This is a genomic window from Vulcanisaeta sp. EB80 (assembly GCF_002078205.2).
The window spans coordinates 1-22132 of the sequence record NZ_LCWN02000011.1; the positions used below are offsets into that span (position 1 = coordinate 1).

General features: G+C 46.7%; 23 protein-coding genes. 5 read left to right on the forward strand and 18 right to left on the reverse strand.

The window, feature by feature from the left end:
- Positions 1–70 precede the first annotated feature (70 nt).
- Positions 71–310: a hypothetical protein gene (locus B7L70_RS03360; protein ID WP_101940221.1), complete on the forward strand. Its 240-nt coding sequence runs from the start codon at positions 71–73 to the stop codon at positions 308–310.
- A 305-nt stretch (positions 311–615) separates the two neighbouring features.
- Here B7L70_RS03360 and B7L70_RS03365 read toward each other — a convergent pair whose 3' ends face one another.
- The 8 genes from B7L70_RS03365 to B7L70_RS13210 form a co-directional block, all read right to left on the reverse strand.
- Positions 616–807: a hypothetical protein gene (locus tag B7L70_RS03365; RefSeq protein WP_081226486.1), complete on the reverse strand. Its 192-nt coding sequence runs from the start codon at positions 805–807 to the stop codon at positions 616–618.
- Between the two features lie 142 nt (positions 808–949).
- The gene (locus B7L70_RS03370; RefSeq protein WP_162009082.1) at positions 950–1630 is read right to left on the reverse strand and encodes an endonuclease NucS domain-containing protein; all 681 of its coding nucleotides are present in this window, start codon (positions 1628–1630) and stop codon (positions 950–952) included.
- Between the two features lie 382 nt (positions 1631–2012).
- Positions 2013–2882 (reverse strand): hypothetical protein, encoded by an 870-nt coding sequence (locus B7L70_RS03375; RefSeq protein WP_081226488.1) that lies wholly within the window; start codon positions 2880–2882, stop codon positions 2013–2015.
- A gap of 45 nt (positions 2883–2927) precedes the next feature.
- A complete protein-coding gene (locus B7L70_RS03380) occupies positions 2928–4760 on the reverse strand; it encodes a hypothetical protein (protein ID WP_143701518.1) in 1833 nt (610 codons plus the stop codon).
- Between the two features lie 149 nt (positions 4761–4909).
- Entirely contained in the window at positions 4910–5131 is a 222-nt protein-coding gene (locus B7L70_RS13205; protein ID WP_081226490.1) for a hypothetical protein, read from the reverse strand.
- Positions 5132–5169: 38 nt separating this feature from the next.
- Positions 5170–7146 carry a hypothetical protein gene (locus B7L70_RS03390; RefSeq protein ID WP_081226491.1) on the reverse strand — a complete coding sequence of 659 codons (1977 nt, stop codon included), beginning with the start codon at positions 7144–7146 and terminating at the stop codon, positions 5170–5172.
- The gene (locus B7L70_RS03395; RefSeq protein ID WP_081226492.1) at positions 7143–8075 is read right to left on the reverse strand and encodes a hypothetical protein; all 933 of its coding nucleotides are present in this window, start codon (positions 8073–8075) and stop codon (positions 7143–7145) included. Before B7L70_RS03395 ends, B7L70_RS03390 begins: the two co-directional genes overlap by 4 nt.
- 58 nt (positions 8076–8133) lie before the next feature.
- Positions 8134–8277, reverse strand: coding sequence for a hypothetical protein (locus tag B7L70_RS13210; RefSeq protein ID WP_162009083.1), 144 nt, complete (start codon positions 8275–8277; stop codon positions 8134–8136).
- A 73-nt stretch (positions 8278–8350) separates the two neighbouring features.
- Between B7L70_RS13210 and B7L70_RS12990 the strand changes: the two genes are divergently transcribed.
- Positions 8351–8557: a hypothetical protein gene (locus tag B7L70_RS12990; protein ID WP_143701519.1), complete on the forward strand. Its 207-nt coding sequence runs from the start codon at positions 8351–8353 to the stop codon at positions 8555–8557.
- Positions 8558–8567: 10 nt separating this feature from the next.
- Here the strand turns inward: B7L70_RS12990 and B7L70_RS03405 are convergent, their stop codons facing one another.
- The gene (locus tag B7L70_RS03405) at positions 8568–9302 is read right to left on the reverse strand and encodes a hypothetical protein (RefSeq protein WP_081226494.1); all 735 of its coding nucleotides are present in this window, start codon (positions 9300–9302) and stop codon (positions 8568–8570) included.
- Between the two features lie 493 nt (positions 9303–9795).
- On the opposite strand from B7L70_RS03405, the gene B7L70_RS03410 reads away from it, so the two are divergent.
- On the forward strand, positions 9796–10062 hold the full coding sequence (locus tag B7L70_RS03410) for a hypothetical protein (protein WP_081226495.1): 267 nt from the start codon (positions 9796–9798) through the stop codon (positions 10060–10062).
- 70 nt (positions 10063–10132) lie between these two features.
- Here the strand turns inward: B7L70_RS03410 and B7L70_RS03415 are convergent, their stop codons facing one another.
- A complete protein-coding gene (locus tag B7L70_RS03415) occupies positions 10133–10918 on the reverse strand; it encodes a hypothetical protein (protein WP_081226496.1) in 786 nt (261 codons plus the stop codon).
- Between the two features lie 303 nt (positions 10919–11221).
- Between B7L70_RS03415 and B7L70_RS03420 the strand changes: the two genes are divergently transcribed.
- Positions 11222–12016, forward strand: a complete 795-nt coding sequence (locus tag B7L70_RS03420; RefSeq protein ID WP_143701520.1) for a hypothetical protein — start codon at positions 11222–11224, stop codon at positions 12014–12016.
- Positions 12017–12268: 252 nt separating this feature from the next.
- On the opposite strand, the gene B7L70_RS03425 is transcribed toward B7L70_RS03420, so the two are convergent.
- The 8 genes from B7L70_RS03425 to B7L70_RS03460 form a co-directional block, all read right to left on the reverse strand.
- Entirely contained in the window at positions 12269–14014 is a 1746-nt protein-coding gene (locus B7L70_RS03425; protein ID WP_081226498.1) for a hypothetical protein, read from the reverse strand.
- Between the two features lie 103 nt (positions 14015–14117).
- Positions 14118–14828 (reverse strand): hypothetical protein, encoded by a 711-nt coding sequence (locus tag B7L70_RS03430; protein ID WP_081226499.1) that lies wholly within the window; start codon positions 14826–14828, stop codon positions 14118–14120.
- Positions 14829–14967: 139 nt separating this feature from the next.
- Positions 14968–15879 (reverse strand): hypothetical protein, encoded by a 912-nt coding sequence (locus B7L70_RS03435; RefSeq protein WP_143701521.1) that lies wholly within the window; start codon positions 15877–15879, stop codon positions 14968–14970.
- Between the two features lie 58 nt (positions 15880–15937).
- Entirely contained in the window at positions 15938–18022 is a 2085-nt protein-coding gene (locus B7L70_RS03440; RefSeq protein WP_238376081.1) for a helicase HerA domain-containing protein, read from the reverse strand.
- Between the two features lie 10 nt (positions 18023–18032).
- Positions 18033–18551 (reverse strand): hypothetical protein, encoded by a 519-nt coding sequence (locus tag B7L70_RS03445; RefSeq protein ID WP_081226501.1) that lies wholly within the window; start codon positions 18549–18551, stop codon positions 18033–18035.
- The gene (locus B7L70_RS03450; protein ID WP_081226502.1) at positions 18548–18937 is read right to left on the reverse strand and encodes a hypothetical protein; all 390 of its coding nucleotides are present in this window, start codon (positions 18935–18937) and stop codon (positions 18548–18550) included. Before B7L70_RS03450 ends, B7L70_RS03445 begins: the two co-directional genes overlap by 4 nt.
- A gap of 268 nt (positions 18938–19205) precedes the next feature.
- Entirely contained in the window at positions 19206–20021 is an 816-nt protein-coding gene (locus B7L70_RS03455) for a ParA family protein (protein ID WP_081226503.1), read from the reverse strand.
- A 6-nt stretch (positions 20022–20027) separates the two neighbouring features.
- The gene (locus B7L70_RS03460; RefSeq protein ID WP_081226504.1) at positions 20028–21605 is read right to left on the reverse strand and encodes an ATPase, T2SS/T4P/T4SS family; all 1578 of its coding nucleotides are present in this window, start codon (positions 21603–21605) and stop codon (positions 20028–20030) included.
- Positions 21606–21659: 54 nt separating this feature from the next.
- Between B7L70_RS03460 and B7L70_RS03465 the strand changes: the two genes are divergently transcribed.
- On the forward strand, positions 21660–22106 hold the full coding sequence (locus B7L70_RS03465; protein WP_143701522.1) for a hypothetical protein: 447 nt from the start codon (positions 21660–21662) through the stop codon (positions 22104–22106).
- Positions 22107–22132 lie beyond the last annotated feature (26 nt).

Sequence of the window (22132 nt, forward strand, 5' to 3'; positions counted from 1 at the left end):
GTAGGCAATGCTTAAAGCCGCGAAAATGAACAAAGTCTCAATGGGTTGGTGAAGAATCATTGCTACTGCCGTGGGCAGCTTCTTAGGTGGCCTTGCGGCTGGGTTTGCTGGTGGTTACGTCTTTGGTGTTGTGTCTAAGCCGAGGTTTGAGTACCTGGGCATAACCGGGAATCCGTACGGACAGTACCTCCAGTGTGCTGCCAGGTTTAGGATGGAGGATCTTTCCCTCATCGTGATTATCCGTAACACATCACAACCAACACGAACTTCCACGACGTGTAATAGTGCAGGTATAGCTACGAGCCAGTAGTTACGATTTAAGTGGCGGGTTTAGGAGTAAATCTTATAAACCCCCTGTAACGATAAAAATAACGGTAGTCACTGCAGTGGTGCCCGCCGGTCAGAAGCTAGGTCCTTCGATCACCGTTCAGCTCGAAATCCCTCTGTATCATCCGGCGGGCTATCCTTAATCTCTGTGGTATTGTATATATGCTTTACGCAGCGTGTTGGTTATTGCACATGTAGTATTGAGGTATTACATGGGGATTACTGGAGTAATGCGTGAATATTTTTAGTATGGTTTCTTTTGCTCATTAATGTAATATGAGTAAATCACTAAGCATTTCTCGAGTACTCTATCGCTGACAATCCTCTTTCCCTGAATGCCGCGGTGTCTAATGCCGTGGTTATTAACGCCGTCATTGCCGTGGGCAATGTTACATTATGTGGGTGCAAGGCGGCTGGTAAGGTTCTGAGTAGGGCAATGAGGAGCGAGCCACCCCAACAAACAACGAAGAACCCAGTCACGCAACCCTTAACTCTCTTACTCATAAAAAACCTTGAGAATAAACTGTTCAGTAGTTTGGGGTTTACTCCAGCTTGCCACTATAATCGCTTCATTGAAAGGAAGCCCTCAATACCGTGGACGCTCATGGCTTGATCAATTTAATTAAGGGCCTAACAACTCTTTTACCTGAATGTAAGCTATGGGTCTTGGATACTCAACAATCTTAAAGTTATAATTCTCTGCCATCCTCTCCGCATCTTCTGTGAAGGATTCGCCGACAAGGATTCCGACGACCTCCTCCACGTCTAAATATTGTTTCGCCCCATCTACGTAGCGCTTAAGTTGCGACACATCATCCGTATTAACTTGCTCTGTCTTAACCTCAATTACGTAAAGCCTCCCACACCCATAGGCAATTAGGTCAGGCCTTCCGACCCCCCTAAGCCGTTTATATAGCTCATCGAATAGGTCCTCCGCCCCGATAATGACATTGTCGCAATCAAGGAATAACCTAGGATACGACCTCACAAAATTCACAATATCATTGTGCGTCAGTTCCCTTATCATCAAGCCGCCGCCCAACCGTGGATACTCAATCCAGTACGTTTCATGAATAATAATTCGTAAGGCTTGTTTCCTCTTTCTGTTTCCTGCTAATATTTCTTTATCACGAAATACAATGCGTGAATTACGTGGTAGCTGAACCTCTGGCCGAGCGTACTTGCCACCGTGTACCTGGATACTCCAATCCGGCTTTATAATGATTAATCGCAAATCCTCCGGGCCAGTTCCTGGAGGAGCGCTATTGCGTAAATACTTCACATACTCATATTTACACTTCACGTACATAACAATGGTGTACCCGCTATGCAAGGCTTGATACAAGTCCTCGACCGGGAGTATACCTGGGTTTTGCATAGGCTAGCCCACGGGTTGTAATCAGCAGCTGCGTCTTAAAAAGTACTATCGATGAAACATTAAAGTAACGGTGTTTTAGGCGCGGTTCATTACGGAAATCTCGAGTTACATTGCTCAACATCACCCACACTCCGTATCCCCCAACCTCCCGAATATTACGTCCTGTAGTACTGATAGTTTAATCAGTGCACTGATGATGAGGAATTCGCAACACGCTAGCTGGGTAAACTATGACGGCGTAATTGCGAATAAGCAATGATTAAATAAAACTAGGCCTGTGGTCTCGATGTCCTAGCTCCACGGACCCTTAGTCTCCTTGATTATCTCTTGGTAATTGCATGTGCTTGATTACTGTTGTTGCCAGTGTTAGGTAGGTCACGAGGCTTATTGTGATTGCTAGGATCATTGGTGTGATGAACACTATGGAGGCTATTGGCGGGAGCATTATCGATACTATGATTAGGGTTATTGCAATGGAGAACCACGTCAATAAGCGAAACCTAACACCACGAACTACACGCAGGTCCTCGGCATTGATTGCATCCCTACCAATGAGTAGGAGCCGAGGGAGAAGGACCACCGTGATTATTACGCCGAGGATGCCCAAGGCAACATCCACGGAAGTCCTCAGCACAGCAGGCACCTCAGTGAGTAGTGGCTCTTTGAGTGATGAGGGTGGGCCAATCACCAGCAACAGCACCAAGTCGGCAATGGCAAATACTAAAAAATACATAGCTACGGAGGTGTTCGCAAGCAACCGCGAGTAAAGCCTACCCAACACCTCGGTAGCCCTACCACCGAAGTACTCGACCAAGCACGGGGGAACCTCAGCACCCCCAGGCTGTGCCCCACCCCTGAGCTCCTCAACGAGCGTGGGCAGTGCGTTGGCCAATCCCCTGAAGCCGGTGAGGGACACCGTGAGGTAGGCAATCATTAAGACCGCGAGCATGGCCATGAGCGCAACAAGCTCTGCATAATAATCACTCACTACCGACGCTACTGAACCTTTCATCAAACCTATCAATACTGGAATTCCTAGGATAAGTCCTAGAATTCCTACAATAACGACAATAACAGAGAACCACCGCGCACCCCTTGCGCTGTTGGAAATCAAAAATAATACGAAGCAACTCTGGGAATTACGCCACGCCCTCAAACCCCGCACAACCCTCCCCATCACTATGCAACACCCACCCCGGAATATTTAAACCAACTCCACGGCCTAGACGAGCCTGTGGTAGAGCTTGAGCAACGCCAGCTTGAGCCGCTCATTATAGTTATCAGCACTGCAATTACTATTACTGCATGCGTCGTACACTTCACGGAATAAATTTCCTATTTGATCCAGCAATTGCTTATACCGCTCTACCTGCACCATTAACGGTGCATGTCTTGATGGCATCTTCCACCCAACATACGCCAAAGCTCCAACGGATTTAGCATCGCCCTGACCCAGCATATGCAGGATAAGGGCTAACCTGGCATGTGGTGTTTCGGGCGAATAGGCCAAGATGAGATTCTTCGCGTCTAACCTAACTGAGAATTGTTTCAGCTCTTCATATCTATCGCCTAATAATGCTTGAAATATACTATTACTTAGATTGCCCAGGGCATTGACGTCACTGAACAACGCCTTGACGGCATATTCACAATATATTTTCTTTAATATATACTTATTCCTCAATAGTGCGTTCTCACTCTTTAATATGTTTTCACTGTATCTGCGATCACACTCACTCAGCGCCACCTTCTCATCACTATATATGCCGAAGATGAGCTTTAGGGCAGGCATGAAATAGTCTTCGACATGTACAGTAGTACTCTCGCCTGAGGATGTGCGCATTCTACGTTTTTCAAACAAATCAATTAACTCATTCACCTCAACCTTGACTCCCTCAACCCTGAACAGCCTCAGCATGAGCTTGGTTAATACGTTGCTCTCTATTTCTGGTTTAAGGGTTTCCTTATTCTCCGTGAATAGATTCTTTGCCTCATCTTGTTTGCCGATTGCCGCTAGATAAACTAGGTAACTGTTTAGGATGCCGGTTGCGATGCCGAAGTACGACGCCTTAGAACCAAGCTTGTTCTTGACACTCTTCCATAGGCTCTCGAGCTCTTTAGCAACACTCTTATACTCATCGAGGCTCTTAACCTCGAGGATTCTATTGCGGATGCGCCAATAACGATCAATGAAACCCTCATCGCCATCCTCCTCGATCTCCTTAAGCACGTCCATAACCACGCCCTCACCGCCTAATCTCGCAATCTCGCCGGACCTAACTAGGGCGTTAAGCTTGTCCTTAATAACGAACATTTTGAACCCAAGAGGCTCCCTCAAGCCCTCGCCGTGAACCGTGATTTCAAACTCATACTTGGTGCCGTTGTCGAGCAGTAGGCATGCCCTGTACGGCCTTTTCACCGGATCGTTTGGACCGAGCCCTCCATACTCGCTATACACCTTAATCACGTATGTGCCACCCCACCAATTATACTCGTAATCGAAGATCAATAACCTACTCCTCTGTTCAGGGCTTATTGAGGTTATGTGCGCATAATTTGCATTTACTGGTTGATTATCAGTCTTGAAGGTCGACCAATACGTGGTCTCGGGCAAGCCCCAGGCCAGTGCCTCACCAATAACGTGCGGGTTAACCTCATTAACAAGCATACCCCTGTCTTCACATGCATCTCTTACGAGGAGGCCCTTTAGGCTTCGCTCGCGGTTGCTCCCCCTAACCACGGCTATACTCGCAACACCCTTGGCATCCCTAACAACCACCCCTCCCTCGTTCCTAACTAGGGCTGATATGCGGCCACTACGGCAATCATCACCCCCACACTCAACATCGAACTCGTGACTGAGGGTTGTGGTTGTTGATAGGTAGTTCGTGACGCTGTAAAGGCCCGTTGCGAATAGTGTGATTGCGGCGCCGAATACGGGTCCCGCCAGGTTGTACGGAATAATCCTGAGGCCTAGGAGCACGCCTGTAAACAGTAATACGGAGAGCCCGATGTTGACCAGGGCGTTTTTGAAGACAACCTTTAGTATATTCATAACGTTTAAAATCTTAAACATCATATTAATGATGCGTATACGGGTTAATAAAAGTAAAACAGCCAAGATAAACCCATATCACACCTATACATCAAGCCCACCAACCCTCGGTTTAGTAATATGCTTCATGATAATCCAAATCAAAATTATTATAAGGAAATAATTACCACGAGGTCTGTCGCTGTAATAAAGTCATGAAGTATCGGTACGATTTGTGATATGTGCCACGATTTATTGTAGAAGTAATTAGCTAGGATTCCCCAATTGCTAAATGCGTAAACGATGAAACCTGCAGCTACTAATGAAACATTAATCACGATGTTATCGAATATCATGCCCAATAACGATGTAGTCAGGGCAGTGATCGGCATTGCCCTACGGAGATGGCAGTTTCTCATTGTCTGTTAAATTATGACCAGGTCTCAGCTAGGTTGGTCTGTACGTGGTAGTGGTAAAGCGAAAGTAGTATTAATGCATGATTGCTCGAAATTTCGAACTTCTTATTCTTTTCGAGGTCACTTTTAATTGCTGAGGTAAGGATTCTAATTGAATTAAAGAGGTTATCGGCACTTCTTAGAGGGGGCCAAAGAGAAAAAGAAGGTTCTACGTCAATTATAGTAAGTCCTTTACCTCTCTTGCTCTCGAATTTCACCCTTCCAATTACGGCATGCGCCTCTGCCAAGTCCACGAATTTGATGGCCTCATCAATGTTGCCCTTCTCGAATTCCTCCCTGGCCCTGAGTAGGTCGTGGAGTATGAGGATGAATCGTAACCGAGATGTTGTTGGTAACCTCAACTCCACAACAGCCCTACTGAAGAACTTTTTATCCTGAGGTTCTTTATTATTATGTGCATAATCGATGATTTCCTTAATTAACATTGGGGGTGCCGACTTCTCCGATGATCCCCCTACCCAATTTTTATACGCCCAGTGGCGTTGTAGTACCGAGTCTAATTCCGAGGCGATCTCGTACACAGCATGCTCGTCGCCATTGAGTACGCTAAGTATGCGTTCACAACTCTCATAACATTCTTGGTCTAAGCGTTCCTCTTCGTCGTATCTGCACGCAGATTCGCAAGTGATATTTTCATAACCGAAGGGTAGGAGTAGGCGTGCCAGGGCTGGTCTGAGGTGCCTAGGTACGTAATACCTAAGCGAAGTATAAACGTCGCTAATAAGCCAACCACCAAATTTCTCCCTAAACTCCTCATCAGTTATTATTAGGTTAAGCAGGAGCTTCATCATGACACAGACATCATCATTACAGGAGGAAAGGAGGCGATTATTACTTATGAAGGAGGTAAGCTCATCCCATCTTTTGGCTAGGGCTAGGTAAACCGCGTACTCGTAAGAGACACCGAAGATTGAGCCCAGGTACTCAGCCCACCTAGGTTCTTCCCTGAATCTATTCCTTAATTCATTCCACAGAGTCTCAAATTTACTTGTGGATTTAAGGTACATTCCCATATTGTTACTCAATGCCAATATAGGGACCACTTCGCGTAGTGCAGAGGCGCGTTCAGTAATACCCCAGTCATTACTTAACTCTTTAAGTACTATGTTGAACACTTCCCTAGCAATCTCCTCTTCATCAAAGTATATCCTCTTAAGCATCGCTTGCATTGCCTTAGACGACGCTATTGCGTCGAGCTTATCCATGGTTATGTAAAGCTCAGTCTCTAAGGGCAACCTCACGCCCTTCCCATAAACCATTATGCGAAATACGTACTTAGTGTTAAAGTCGAGCCATAGGCAGACCCTGGGCTTACCCACACCGCCCTCGCTCGGGACCCTGATGACGTAACCGTCGGGCACCCTCTCGTACTCAAAAGCCAACAACTTACGGCTATGCATTGGATTTATTGAGACTTTGGTAGCAACGTCTATAGGAGATAATAACCATGGCAGTAACTCATCCTCAATACGTGGATCCTCGTTAGCGATAACTAAATTTCCACAGAGGCCCTTATTAACCAGGAACTTCCCAAGATACTCCTCAGGAGGTGTATTTCCTTTCCTTGCCTTTATACTTATGAGGGCGTAAACGTTCTTAGCGATGTTTTTGCCAGTGTTCTTAACGCGGATGATTATCCGCCCCTTACTACAATCATAACTCTCACACTCAACGTTAAGCTCGTGACTGAGGGTTGTGACTTTTGAGAGGTAATTCATGGCACTATGTAGACCTGTTGCAATCAGTGTAATTGCGGTGCCAAGTATTGGGCCGGCTACCGTGTAAGGGATGATCCTGAGCCATAAAGGGACTATTGTGATTACGAGTACAAACGCCCCACTGTAAACGAGTGGGTGCTTAATTACGTACTTCACATCACTTAACTTATTCGATCCCTTAGGTTTCGCAGTATTGGTATTGCTGGGCTTCATGGTTGTTGGCTCTTCATGTTTTCTTGCATGCTCTTCATGAGCATGTATATCGTGGTTATTACGAACTCCACATCAGCTCTCTTAATGAGCCTAGACCTACCGGCATGTGACCCAACATTGGTTAATGCCCAAAGCCCACGAAATATATCATCTAATGCTTCGGCCAAGCTACTTTTAGGATCTGTACCGTATACCTTTGCGAAGTCAACCTCTCCTTTTTCATTAGCGAAACCCAAATCCCTGGCGTAACTCTTCAACTCCTCCAACGCCTTCCTCGCCGCGTTCAAAGTCTCCTCATAATTCGCACTCATCAGTTCCCACGCCCTATCAAGGTACTCGATAGCCGCCTTAGCATGCTCATTCACCATACCAGTTACCGCCGGAACCTCGATGATCCTAACGTGCTTAAAGCCTAGCTTGGATAGTATGTCGAGCCACGTGTCGCGGTCAACCTCAATAATCGAGCTATTGCTCTTTGGATCCATGACATTAACTGTGTACCTCGTTAGGTAGAGGTATTGCGATGGCCCGCATGGGCCTATGCCTACCCATCGACAACCCTCGCATTTGGGAGGTTGCTGTAGGCATATTGTGAGTAGTATGGATAGCTTCACCTCGAACCTGGGCTTACCACCATCCCTCAACCCCTCTATGGTCTCCAATTCATCATGTCTCAGATCTAGGTAAGCCCTTGTTGGGATCTCTACATTGGGGTCTATCTCAAGTGGGGTTAAGGACCTAGCCCGACCTAGGTAAACTCTCCTCGGGCTCCTATCACTACCAACAAACACCTCACCATCAACATCCCAAACCAACATCTTATCCTGCTCCCAATTACGCAACCTCACCTCAAAGGCAAGTCTCAACCCCTCATAAACCTCCCCGTAATTCCCTGGAACACCCAACCTAACAAACTCTGCAGTAAGCATTGCGTAAATCCGCAGCAGGATGAATAAAAATTTACTGTATTACTACAAACCGCAGGGTTTATATTAGTGTAGTTCTGCTCAAACCAATGGTTGCCCACGCACTACTGCCTGCTGTAGGATTGGCCGTGAAGGTGCCTGCGCATTCGACATTAGTTAGTGTCGGTGTTTCAATGCCCATCATGTCACCATCTCCATCAACCACTCAGGCTGTGGCTCCACCAACAGCACATAGTGTAATCCCTCCCTTCCTCCGTCACGAATGGGCGACGCCTAGCATGAGGAGTATTTCAATCACGTTGCCTACGGATGAGCAGAATGTTGGGCAGGCATGCAATGAGTTGGCGAGGCTTAGGGAGTACGCATGCCATGTGTGTCATGATGATAGAGCGTGCAGAGATGTGGCGAAGATCATGAGGTCGCTTGGGTGCGATTCATCAACAAACATTAAGCCCAGGCTTAACCTCAGCATCAAACTTAGATAAGGGAAAGGACTTAATTCCTTCTTAGGTAGTCATCAATGCAGCTCGTTATTACCTCCCTTAATTCGAACTCATCCTCATAGATTGCGGTGTTCTCACCGCCAGCCCTAACCCTGAGCCTTAGGTTATTTAATTCGTTAATGGGTACCTGGAACTCCACGGCTACGCCCTGGTCCCAGTTCCTGGTTATCTCCACCGGCCTCACTGGGAACATTATATCTATACTCTTTAAGCCGCACCCCCTGCCGCTTAGGCAGTCCCTCAGTTGCTCAGCTAAATTTCTGCATTGCGTATTGACACATGGTATGAAGAATAAGATCAAAGACTCCTCACCGACTATGTTCAGTACGTAGTGGTGTGAGTAGCCCCATGGTGCGTAACCAGCGTGTAATTCGATGTTACGTGCCTTGTTAATCAATGCAACCCAACCAGTGGCATTCTTAGCGTATATCGGTACGGCGAAGTGTTCAGACCTAAGCCTCAGGGAGCACTGGATAACCGAGCTAGAATAATAACATGGATAATAGTATGAGCACTTACCTATCTCCTTTCCTTCAGTATTCTTAATCGTGACCCCCCTAATATTAACATCTAGATTATTACCCGTTTTAGCTACCTCCCTAAAGTAGGGCTTAACCAGGAACGCATCAAAAAGAGCCGTAACCACGCTTATGGGTGCCGTGATGTACTCAAGAATATAGCGATAAGCCTTTAGGTAGATTTTTAGAAATGGGATAATAGCCATCATTAATAATAATATAAAGCTTGAAACTAAAAGCGTGAGCGAGAGAGGTGAAGTGTAGGGTCTCGACTTCTGAATAATGATTACGGGGAGGGTCAAGACTAATGAGGACAATAACAGGATTAAGGAGAGTATAATTATAATGGGAGTGAGAGAACTGAAAAAAATAACACAATATAGGCATTATTATTGCTAGGGCGATAGCACAAATGATAGCACAAGTAATGATAATGCGGGACCTATCCATCCTAAGTAATAAAAATCAGTCATAATTAAAGATTAAGTTGGTGGAATCAAGGCACCCAACCTCGACTTTAGGTGATTATGCCTTCCCATACCTGCGATGATTCAAAATGACCCAATTCATGGCATTAGATCGCTAAACTAAGAAACCAAGTTATTTCATTACCCCAACCCTTTGCCGCGGGCTCGAGCTTGATTGTGGCTTGCCCCTTTATAGGCTTAGTCGTGTTAAGGTTATCGTTGTTAAACCAACCATATGCGGTGGAGTCTCGCGAGTAGGTGGGCCAGGCTCATCACGAATCAGCAGTATGGGTGTTCATTACCATATTCAATAGCGGCAATGTTGATCCCGGTTCTCACTTCTGGTGCTCACGATAGCGCTCAAGCCACAACTGTTACAATGAGTGAGTACGACGTGGATGGATTAGGTAGAGTGTTTGAGAGGGGCGGTATTGACGTAATTAAGGGTAAGTGGCATGTAATGGAGGGGCTCGCAGACCCACGCATCCAATGCTCATTCTAAAGTAGGCAGAAACCGCCCTTAAAACCATTAAGATAACTTATCCCATTCGCGAGAGGCCCTATTACGATTACTACGCCATCTCGGTCAGGAGTTCATTAACGTTGTTAAAGCGTTTATTTAATTCAAGTAGTATTTCGTTTATTTTCTTTTCTATTAGGTCGCGGAAATTCATTCGCACCCCTATTTCTATTGCCTTTTGCATTACGTATTCATAAACATCGTAGCCCAGAAGCACCTCATACACCCTCCTCCCCACTAAGACGTAATCGCCGGGGTCTTCCCACCGAGCCCCAGCACTTTTTAAGGACGATTTTAAAACACCTATTACGTTAAATACTCTCTTCCCATACATGAGCGCTAAGTATGACCTATATCCATGCCTTTCGGCTTCCGCGGCCCTTTGGGCGAAGTCCTCAAGGGTCTCCTTACTAACATTTGCCGACCCGCTCTTTACCGATATTACCCTACCTCTGAACTTAATGCCCCTTTCCTCGTATTCGCCCTCAAGCACTATGTCCCACCAGCATATCCACGACTTCCCTCTACTGCTCCTACACTCCTCATGATCCTTCCCGCTCTTCCCACCTAACACCTCCCTTAAGAACTCCTCTAGCACATAGCCAAAGCTGGTCTCCAGCGATTTCACAACCCTCTTATGAACGAATAGGTAGGCTATGTCCCTGAAGTCCCTTACGCCCATCGACACCAACAAGTACGGATTCAGACCCCCATCTACTAAATCATCCACCCTTATGCTGTTCACTATCTCCACCACCTCATCCGAAAACCTCTCAAGGACACCTAAGGCATTCGCTATCCTCCTCTCTATCTCACCAGGTGCCTTCATTAATGACATGACTAAACTAAAATAAAAACAACAACATAATAAAATTATTATTTCGGCAACGGGCATTATTCGGTGTAGAATACACCGCTAATGAGATAGAATGGTATTCTACAGGGGACGGACACGATTCGAGCCCTGCCGCCTTAGAATCCTTGACGAGGTGGCGCTTGTACCCTTAGCTTATGCCATAGCTATGGCGCTTGAGGATAGGGTTTTAAGGTGCATAACGGGGTGAGCCCTATGGTATTACTATTTATTGAAAAGTTAGAAGAATACTTTGGATCTGTAAGGGTAAACGCGATAAAACTACCTATGCGGTTTGTAGGGGTAGAACTGCCTACGGAGCTCACTAGCCATTACAGCTCCATCCTTAGCCCATCAACCATTGTCAGCGGATTGAAGGTATATGCGAGGGTACACGTAAGAAGGGTGTTTAATGAGGAGGGTGATGTAGTGAAAGAGGTCAATGAAAATATTGAATCACCGGTCATTGAACGGGATAATATTTATGTATTAGACCTCACGAAGATACACCTCGATTACAGCATCCCCATAGGCTACTTCCTCGAAGTCCTCCTGATATCGCTTACCGTTGAAAGTGGGACAAAGCGGTATGGGATGTTGGTGTACCCTGACGAGTTTAGGTACTCGATGCCGCCCAATATCCCGCAGAAAGTATCGAATTTGGTGACGGGTTACGCACGCGTGTTGAGGGAGTTAGGTGGTATGTACGAGGTGGTGGATCTCTTAAGTACTGTGGGGTTGCAGGACGTATCTGCGGATCTATGGGAGGGCCTTGTGAGGTTTTATGGCGGCGACTATGAGGGGTCTATAAAGTTCTTTAGGAAGGTCGTTGAGGGTCTGAGGAATATCGTGAAAGAGGCAGACGCAATCGAGGGGAGTAGGAAGGAGCACCTCTACGAATACCTCTCAAAGGCGTATAGCCTAATAAGTAGCTTTGGGGAGCACGCCGGTACCCGCGGATCCCTACCCGAGGCGAGGCTCAGTAGGGATATAGCGTTATCCACATCCAGGTACTTAGCTGAGTACCTCAAGCTCAAGCAAGGCAGCCAAAAACAAACCCCATCTACGACGCAGACGCCTTAATCAGCGAGACCGGAAATACCGTAGCGATAAACACCGTCGTTGCCGCGGCATCAAGCCCACCTGGCGGTTCTACATACTTATCAAGCATCATTAATTGCCAAAGGCATGAGGAGAATTAACGAGATACGTAAGGTACATAAACAACAATATACACAAACACCTCATTAAGAACGTGCATCGAGGAGTAACAACTATACCCATGGCGCATCTAACGAGTTGGTTCTCAATTAGGATTTATACTGAGAAAATTTACTAAAACAGGAGTAATGCGAGGGGTAATGGCGCAACGATGACCTTGCCATCGCGAAAATCTACCTTGTCCTCATCCAGCGTCGCGTAGATGCAGTACAAATCATTGACATCTTCTAAAGCCACCCTAACATAATCCAGAGCATTCTTACACTTATCAACATGTTCTTTTCTAAAGCTCTTCGAAACTTCGAAAAGAATTCCTAGGTTTACTTTGCCGTTGCTCTCATCAGAGTACCCAACCTTTATGAGTGCGTCGATTTCATAATTTTTGTCCTTAACGTATTTAATGTATTTACTCAGTGGAGGTCTATCCTTCTCAGGCCTACCGCACGAGACGCTCATTGCGTAGGCACCAAGGGCTAGGTTCGACAATGTAATGGCTTCAAGGTAATGCCCAAGTTCGGCACTTAAGTCCTCGGTTTCTGGCTTCTCCTGAGCCTGCTGTTTAGGTTCTATTGGCACTAAGTCATCAATGACTCTCACGATCTCGCCAAACGCACTTGGATATTCCTTATTACCGACCATGTGCGTATAGTATAGGTATGCACCGATTAAGTACCTGGGGTCTGTGAATACGTACTTAACCATATTTCGTACTTTATAATGTTTTATTCCTATAACAACCCCACTATCATTTAAATACCTAGTGGCATTCAATACAGCATTACGCAGATCCTCCTGCCCCCGCCCTATATTCCACCATAGTGAAATTTCTTGCGCCTTGTTAATAACCTCCCCCTTAAGAAGATTCCCTTGGTTAGTTTCTAAGCCCTCTTTCATCACCTTCTCTGTAAAATACATCATAACCGCTTGGAGGGCTACTTGGAATAGCGTGTAATCAATCCCCCCGTAATACCTACCGTATACCCTTGCATCCTCAAGGATCTCCTCCACAGTCTTAAAGAACGTATGGCTAAAGCCCTTTAACTCTCTATTATTTATGCAATCATTTACGCACTTAATACCATGCGCGGTACCACCACAAATTAGGTAACACCTAAACAGCTTCATTAAAGAGGCGTAACCATCATGACCAAGAGATTTGTAATAAAGTTCCTCGAGAAGTTCGCGCACTATCTTAACATCACTTAAATTTTTTATGCGTTCGCATCCCTCTAAATGCTTCTCCCTTAAGAAATTTCGGATGTTTTTATCCATTATTTCTGCCACTTCAACGAACCTAAGTGGCAGGACTTTAATGGAATTGTAATCAGACTTTCTAAACTCAGGTCGTCCTCCAATTGCGGCTGAGGGCGCAATCAATACGAGCTTAGCCTTATCCGGTAATTGAGAACTAATCCTAACCAAATCCTCATCACTGCACAGGTGCGCATCGTCCAGTACAATTATTGGCTCCATGTCATAATGAGGCAGCAACGGGATGTTTTCGGTACGGAAACGTGCAAGATCTGCCAATCGTAGCACAACATCAGCGGTAATTGGGCATTGAAGGAACACCGGTAAGTATTGCTTCCCCTTCTGCTTACGCCCGTCCTGCCCCTGCTTCTCCTCCCGCAGCTCCTCCTTCTGTTCTGGCTTCTTTTCGCACGATGCGCTTGACCGATGAGCCAGGTCTAGCACGGCTAGTCTTACGTATAGGGATTTCCCGACATCCCTAGAACCATAAACAAGAACCTTATTATGGTTATTTATAATACTGGATAAAACACCCACGATACGTGGGTACTTCAAGCACTCCTCTTCCCTCTTCTCCTCTAACTCTTTCACACCGCTGTCTACATCCATTAGGAAGATTTAACATGTATCAGTAGTTAAAGTACTTTCTGCATGGGAGTGGCATTTAATCTAAAAGTGATTCATCATTACGACGCTAAAAATGTCGGCTTAGTTAAGCGCTCCTCAACCTCCTAATCATTGCCGTGGTGATTAAGGCCGCTATCGCCGCCTCTGTTGGTATTAGCACCAATCCGTCCGTGGCTCCGTAGCCCCCGATCACGAGCGATGCCTTGGTGAATAGGTGCATAGTCTCGGTCGCAATGCCAGCCATTAGAGCTGTTATTGAGTCGGAGAGTATGAGGGATATGAATAACGCTATGTAAGCCTCCGCAGTTACCCAATAACCGCCTTCATTAACATCGCGTGCTAGGTCGAATATGGCAATGATTATTAATGGCGCCGCGAGAATTAGTGCCGCGAGGTTTAGTCTCAGTATTACCGCGGTGGCTATTGGCGATATTATTGGTAGGGCTGTTATGATGACTACGTAGATTATTACGAAGGCCCAAAACCACTTATTGGCCATTATTGTTGGTATAGCTCTGTGTCTGCGCTTATGCAGTAACCAAGCCAGTGCGATAGCCACAATCGCGGGGATTACTGAGCCTGTTAGGCTTAGGCCCACCGAGTAGTTTCTGGATTTGTAGAGCCATAGGATTGGTTCAACAAACAACTTACCAATCCTCAACGGTATTAGTGAGAGGATGAAGTATAAAACAAAGAAGAAAAGGATGAATAACAAACCAGCTATGCCAGGGTTGAAGAATCCAGCAACTACCCCCCTAACCCTCCTAAACCAACCTACTCTTCCACTAGTTAGCATGCTTAATCGATAACATCGCTATTAATTTAAATCTCATTTCATTTTTCATTAATTATTACTGCCACTAGCGTGGTTTGCAATGCCAGGTCTAGGTCATCATCATGCCCAACCCCGCATCTCTTTAGCCTAACCGCTACACCTACGTACCTTGACCCTGACCAGTGGGATGTTGCGCACCTTGTTTGATTATGTCTTGTGCTTGCTGAGCAACCTTATCCATCAATTGTCTGTATAGGCAATTTAGATATACGAAGTCCCTATACGATGTCCCCAGCACCAGGTGGTGCACAATGCTTGCTAAAAAGCCAAGGTCAATGCCAAAAATTGCCGAAGCTACGAGTATAGGAACAACCCCTATTTTCAGAGTTAGTGTTATGGGCATGAGAGAGAACGAAAGTATCAAAAAGAATAAGAGAAATACAAAATCGCCAAATAATAGTGATTTTCTACTTTTAAGATTATCTAATAAATCGAGTATGCACCTAGGGTTGTTCAATAACGAATCACCCCACCACTCAGTTAACCCTAGGGCTATTGATACAGTGACTGGCACGGCTACGGTTAAGAAGCCCACGAACGGCTGTAACGGTATTGAAAAGTTCGCGAACTCCAATAATACGTAGAAAATCACGTTCAGAATGCCAGCAAATTCTAGAGGATAAAAAATGAGGGCATATAAGCCGAAATAATTTGCGAACGTGTTAATTAAATCCTTAAGTGTCGAGTCTGGGATTTGGGATTGGCGTAGGGCAATCAATGCCTTAGGATCAATATTACCACTAAGGAATTCTTCCAGTTTCCCTAAGCGTTCAAATGGTGTTTTCATTAAATCGTGGAATGCGGGTATTAAATTACTACCAGCCAAGGACCAGAGAGAGAATGCTAACATAAGTAAGATTAGGGATATTACAACGAGTATGAGCGCAATAATTCCATATGGTGGGAGGAAGTATGTTACTATCGACAGCACAAGACCAAGACATGCTAAAACAAGTGCTATCACAATCTTTAACAAAACCTTATCCCTCCTAAACCTTCTAATTACCTCCATTAAATAACGTATTATCATAAACGACTTAAATCGAGAACCCAATATAAAAATTGCTGACCTAACCCAACCCCTTAACCGCAGGCTCCAGCTCGATAATGGCCTGCCTCCTTATTGGTTCTGTTATGACTATGGCCTTCGCTGTTAAGCCAGCCATGTGCGGTGGCAAAGCCGTTGATAACCATCTCTTGTCCTCATCGGTTAGGTTCAACACCTCAGCTACTTCTTCGACGTATGCCGCGTTGCCTCCCAAAACAATCATGAACGGCATGTTCTTTAGGATCTCCTCCCTAATGTCCCTTATTGTCTGCGTGATGAAGATGATCGCAACTCCACGTTTTCTCGCTTCACGTACCATGTACTCTATCAATTGGGTTTTGAGGACGTCGTAGGCTTCGTCAACAACTATCAACTGCTGTAAACGCTCAATGATGCTTCGGCTCATCGTGAATGAGTACATGTGGTCAACCGTGACGCCCATTAGGAAGGCCCTCAGGTCTGGGCTCCTGACGCTTGAGAGCTGCAGTGCCTTGTTGTTCATTAACTCCGAGATCGGCACAATCTCCGCATTCTCTAGGAGCTGCATCAACCTATCGAAGACCAAACCAACGGGGGAGTCATCATCAAACCTCGCCCTGATGAACCCCATAGCTCCATGGAAGTCCCTGTAGATGCCGGTCTTGTAGACCGCTCTCAAGTCCGGCAAAATGGCCTCTTGCGGTATGCCCAACATCTCGAAAGCGAGCAATAATCGATGAATCCGCTCCGCCTCAGTCACACCATTCAACTCAAAAAAGTTGAAGAACCTCTGCGTGATGTCCACGGGCTCGATGCCTGGTATCTTGTACTCACCGTGCGGGTCAAAAACAACCACACTAATACCACTCCCCACCAGCCCGAGCAGTATTAACTTCATAGTCTTAGTCTTACCCATACCAGTTGGGGCAACAATAAGGCCGAAGCCGGCGGGCAGCGAATCAAAGTCAATCCAAAGCTCGTTGTTCTCCCTATCCCTACCCAAGTAAACCCTAGCCCTCAGACTCTCCGAGAGGACCCTCCCTCCGTGGAATATTGGTATTACGGCTAAATCATAACCAAGCTCATCAATGCTTGGCATTGACCAGAGGTGCATCTGTGTTGTTGTTCTAGTGGTGAAGAGTAGCGGTACTGTTGATTGCCTATCGAGGGCTAACATCGCCTTCACGGGCTCCTCACCGCGTTCATTAATCCTCTCCAAAACCACAGCCCACTGGCTCGCCTTGGGTATTGCCTTTGGGTTCTCGTGAACAATCAACTTCGTGTGGCTTGAGACCACAGTCCTAGAAACCTCACCCCTAAAGCCCGGGTTACCGCTTACCGAGAGCATGAAGTTGCTGTTGCTTGAAACGAATGCCTCGGCGATGCTCCTCAAATCCTCCTCACTAGGCTTCGTGAACAACAAGCCGCTAGCCGTCAACCTGTGGCTCAGCCTCCCCAACTCACCGCCCTTGATCACGCTGTAGTTACTCCTAGCCTTGATGGCTAGTGCGTTTAGGACGACTAATGCTATTAAGCCGTAGATTCCCATGAGTAGGAAGCCGGCAAAATCGAGTAGTGCCAGGAATGCTACAAGCCTAGTTGTTGAGGGCGGCCTTGGGAACCCAACGAGTCTCTTCAATTCACTCTTCTCCACAAGGCTCAGTATGAAGTACTGCCTGAGTAACGTCTCCTTCGCCTTAACCCAGTTTGTGAACTCACTCAGCCCGGCTTCCGTGGGCTCGACCTTCTTCGAGAGCCTAATGTACTTGTTCTCTCCCAATCGAATGAAGGAAAAGATTTCGTTAGGCATAAGAGACAAACGGCGGGCAAACTCATTCACCAAGTTCACGTATTGTGAGCCACTCAATCGGCTAATGTCGAAGAGTGGCTCTGCCCTATAGAACACGTGCGCGATGTTGTTTTTATGGTCGTAGACATAATTATCAAGCACCTCCAATCGAGGTGCAAGTCCTGGGAAGATTAATGAGAACAAAAGATCGATTATCCAATCCCTTGTCTCCCTATAGATGAGTAGTGGTATTAGGAGTAGGGATAGTTGCTTGTAGGCAATCCCCATTATTATGATTGAAATGAGTAGGAACCACCTGATTTTAACGCCAAGCCCCACGCCTCAACAGCTACTGCCTTTTAAGGCCCTTAACAATGCCCGAGAGATCCAAGCTCCTAGGCAGGCTAAACCTCCCCCTCTTGGGAACCTCAACAACAGGTTGAGAAAGCAAATTCCTAAGCTCATCAACCCCAAACCTATAACCAAAGCCATTGATTATCGAGGTTAGGTAGTCCCAATCCACATAGCCCTCATCGATATACCTCCTAAGCAGTGTGTCATTACCAAGCGTTGGGTCGAATTGGCTAGCCAAAGCCAAGGCAACCTCAAGCCTCAACCCCCTCTGGACAACCTCGTTGAGTAGGTTGTTCACCGAAACCGGCGTGTAGTGAGTGTAGAGTTCACCCAACACCTTCTCACAAAACACCCTCAGAGACTCAACGCACCTCTGGCTCCACTGCTTGATTGGCTTTTGATCAACCAACGGTTTAACCTCGATGTTGAGCTTTCTCTGCTTGAGCCTAGCGACAACCCTCTCCAGGTTGCCGTCAATTTTATCGAGCTTGCTTAGTTTCTTATCGCTCCTCATTGTTTCTCCACCTTGATGCCCCTACCCTCAAGCCATGCCCTAAAGACCTCCGCGTACTCCTCACCGATCTTGTCCCTAATCAAGGCTATCCAGTCCTCCGGCTTTATTTTGTTCACGACCTCATCGTTTTCAAACAAGACCCTAGCCAAGATAGCCCTCTCGATTATTGAGAAGCCCCTAACCTCCTCAACCATAGCCCTCAACTTGGGATTACCAGCCGGAACAAGCCTATCAAGCCTAGAGGTAACGGGCTGACCTTGACCAGGCAATTGACTAGGCACATCAACCTGACCACCCACCTGAGCTTGATTAACTTGCTGACTCTGTTGTTGATTATCGTTACCACCAAAACCAAGCCTCCTTAGTTTCGATATTACATCACTCATCGACCTAATGAGTAATGAGTTTAAAAGGGGCTAGGCTGTGCTGTTTCGATTATTGCCTATTAAGGGATGGCTCGTGCCTTAATCACGCGGCAAATTCCTAAGGAGAATAGGCATATTATCCGATTCTGATTACGAGCAGTTTGTGCAAGCCCATAAGTCATATCTCAAGTCCAAGGATGCATTTGGTAAGATGAAACGTAATCGTAAAAATAGGGACTGAACCTAGCGGAAGCCGTCGATTGTTATTAAAATATTTAGTTTTTTTCAATTACTGAAAGCCAAGGAGGGCTTTCACCTGCTTGGCTATTTCGTTAGTTGCCCTATTGAATTCCTTCATGTACCTCTCCAGGCTTCCCTTGGGCTCAAACAGCACAAAGGGCTTTAGTGTCGATGTTAGGTATTGCACGATTGGGCTTGTCGGTAGCACAAACACCTCACCGTTGTGGGCAAAAGCCCTAGCCTTAGCCTCCACAGCGTCCAAGCCAGGCAACCACTTGTTTAGGACAACATTAACAATAGGGTTCAACTTGAGTTTATCCATCATTGGCCTAACTATGCTGTTATCCAGCTCGGCTAGCACTATGTCTGCGTAGTTTGCGTAGTCCATCACGAGGTTGATGATATTGGTATTAATTAATGCGGGCACCACAACCACATCATCAATTGACGCGGGCAGATCGATAACCACAACCTGGGCATTAGTCAGCCTAGAGGCTGTTATCACGAGATTCCTCAACGCATTGAATGCCTGGTTCACACTTATTGATGAACCCCACAAATCCCAAGACTTCAGTGAGCCTGGTGGTACTACGAATACGCTCGGCACCACATTGCTCCTAACAACTACCTGGTTCACGTCCCTAGTTAAGCCAAGCATGAAATCCAGTGCACCTGGCCTCTCTGGATTAATGCCGAGTAGTCGGCTTGACGTCTGTGTTGAGTCAATCCCGAAGTCCATTAGGACTACGTTAGTCTTCAACGCCATCGACAACGCAATTGCCTGATTAGCAGCCAGCGTTGACTTCCCAGTCCCACCCTTACGCCCACTGAAGTAGGTAATCGTGGCTAGCCTAGGAACCAGCATCACCAATCACCCACTCCCTTTAAAAGACTCTTTCTCGAGACCGAGAACCTCACCATCAAGGCTCAAAACCTCACTCGGCAACTCAAGCCTAGGCAGGTTTAGGGACTCAACGGCCTCTAGGCTCGGCTTCACTGACAACACGGACTCCGGGTCCTTGTAGAATGCGTAGAGTAGGCTGGCCAACTGCTCTGGTGTTGGGTTTAGCTCCAACGCCTTAGTCAGGAACTCGATTCTATAGCGGAGCTGTCTATCGATGGTGTCCTTCCCGTAGTCCCTAGTTAGCACCTCCATGTGCCTATCCGCATTCCTAATGGACCTAACGAAACGCCTATGAACAACCCTAACAACGCCGCTTGGGTCCCTAACGCTCTCCTTAGCAAGGGAAACCTCGACAACGACGGCTTCACCCAAGAACCTCTCTGCATCAACAAAGCCCTTGACCTTGAGCCTTGTTACTGCGTCCTCGTAGTCGTTGGCGTGGAATGTGGTTATTGTGCCATGACCAAGGGTCATTGCCTCAAGCAAAGCCCTAAACTCACTATCCTCCCTAGCCTCATTAACCAAGACAATGTCGGCGCCAGACCTCAACGCATGGCTTATGAGCCTCACCTTATCAATCAACTCAATGCCCCTAGCAAACGCCCTCCTCTCAAGCATTGGCAGGACAACCCTGTGGTAGGGCAGGAATAACTCAACAACGTCCATCACCAGGGCAATCACCCTATCAACAAGCAAGAACGCAATGGCGTTCTGTAGTGTTGTTTTGCCAGCACCCATTGGTCCGACAAAGAGTATAGGGACCTTGTAGTCAGCCAGCAGCCACAGTAGTGCTGCCTGGTCTATGCTGATCACGTTGTTCCTAATGAGCTCAGTGATCAGCCTAGGACTCCTGGGCAAGACCCTAATGCTAACCCAAGGCGTTGGCCTACCAACGGGGTCCGAGGTTACGGCAATCCTAATGCGGTACTCCGGATCCACTAGGTCGGGCATTGGGTTGTGAGTGGTGATCGGTGTCTTCATCCTAATCGAGAACCTCCTAAAGAGGTAGCTTACGGCATCGAAATCACCAACAGTGATTCTCCTAGTCACCCTCCTCAAGCCCCTCCTAACGATTAACTCGTAGGGTTCCCAACCGATGATTACGCGCATAAGCCCAAGCTCCTCGTGGTTAACGTGGACAACAAAGCCATCATCTAATTTTCGAATGTATACGTCCGTGATCTCCGGCATTAGGAAGAGTGGTGTAAAAGCCCCATACCCATTCAACCAACGCTCAAAGACCTTCTTCGCTAAATCAATGTTTTCACTGCTCGCCTTAATGCCGATAAGGCCCAAAGCCTTCTTGGTCGCGTTCTCAAGCTTTGCTCCAGAGCCTATCCTATCGGCTATGTAGTCGAGGGGTAGCGCGATTAACCAATCAGGTACGTCATCAATGACGTAGGTGGTGTACTCGGGCACTTGGTAAGTAGGGTCAATGACCTGGTGAATCTCTATGCTTGTCTTCAGGCCGAAGTTCTCCCCACCCTCAACACTGTAGAACTTAACTAATCCTTGGCTAATAACCTTCGGCCTAGAAACATGCATCGACTAACAGCTAATTAATTTTTAAAGGCACAGGTCAGTGATTGGGATGTGCCCATGGGTAGGGTGGTCGCGAGGGTTTCTGGTCCCCAAAAGCCCGAGGACGTGCTCTTAGACGTCTTCGCCCTGTCCTTCCTCACAATCATTATTGCGGCGTACACCGCCAACGTGGGCCTCTACCTATCAATAGCCCTTGGCGTAATCGACGGCGTGCTGTTCATCATGATGCTGCGCCGTATAGTTGTTGCCACGTTCACAGTGGATGGGTTGGTTATTGGGAGGGGTGGTAGGAGGGGGAGGGTCTTCATACCGAGGGACGTGGTTGTTGCTGGTAATGTGGTTTGTATTGAGCGGGACTCCAGGGGCAGGAGTTACAACATGCGTGTGGCTTATGGTGGGCGTGTCTACACCATCTCACTGATGAATAAGCGATTGGTTGATAAGATGGTTGATAGGTTAAGGAGGAACTGGGGCTGGGTACCGCCAGAGTGCCCGAGTACCTAATCCAAGCCAGGTTGGGGGAGTGCGGG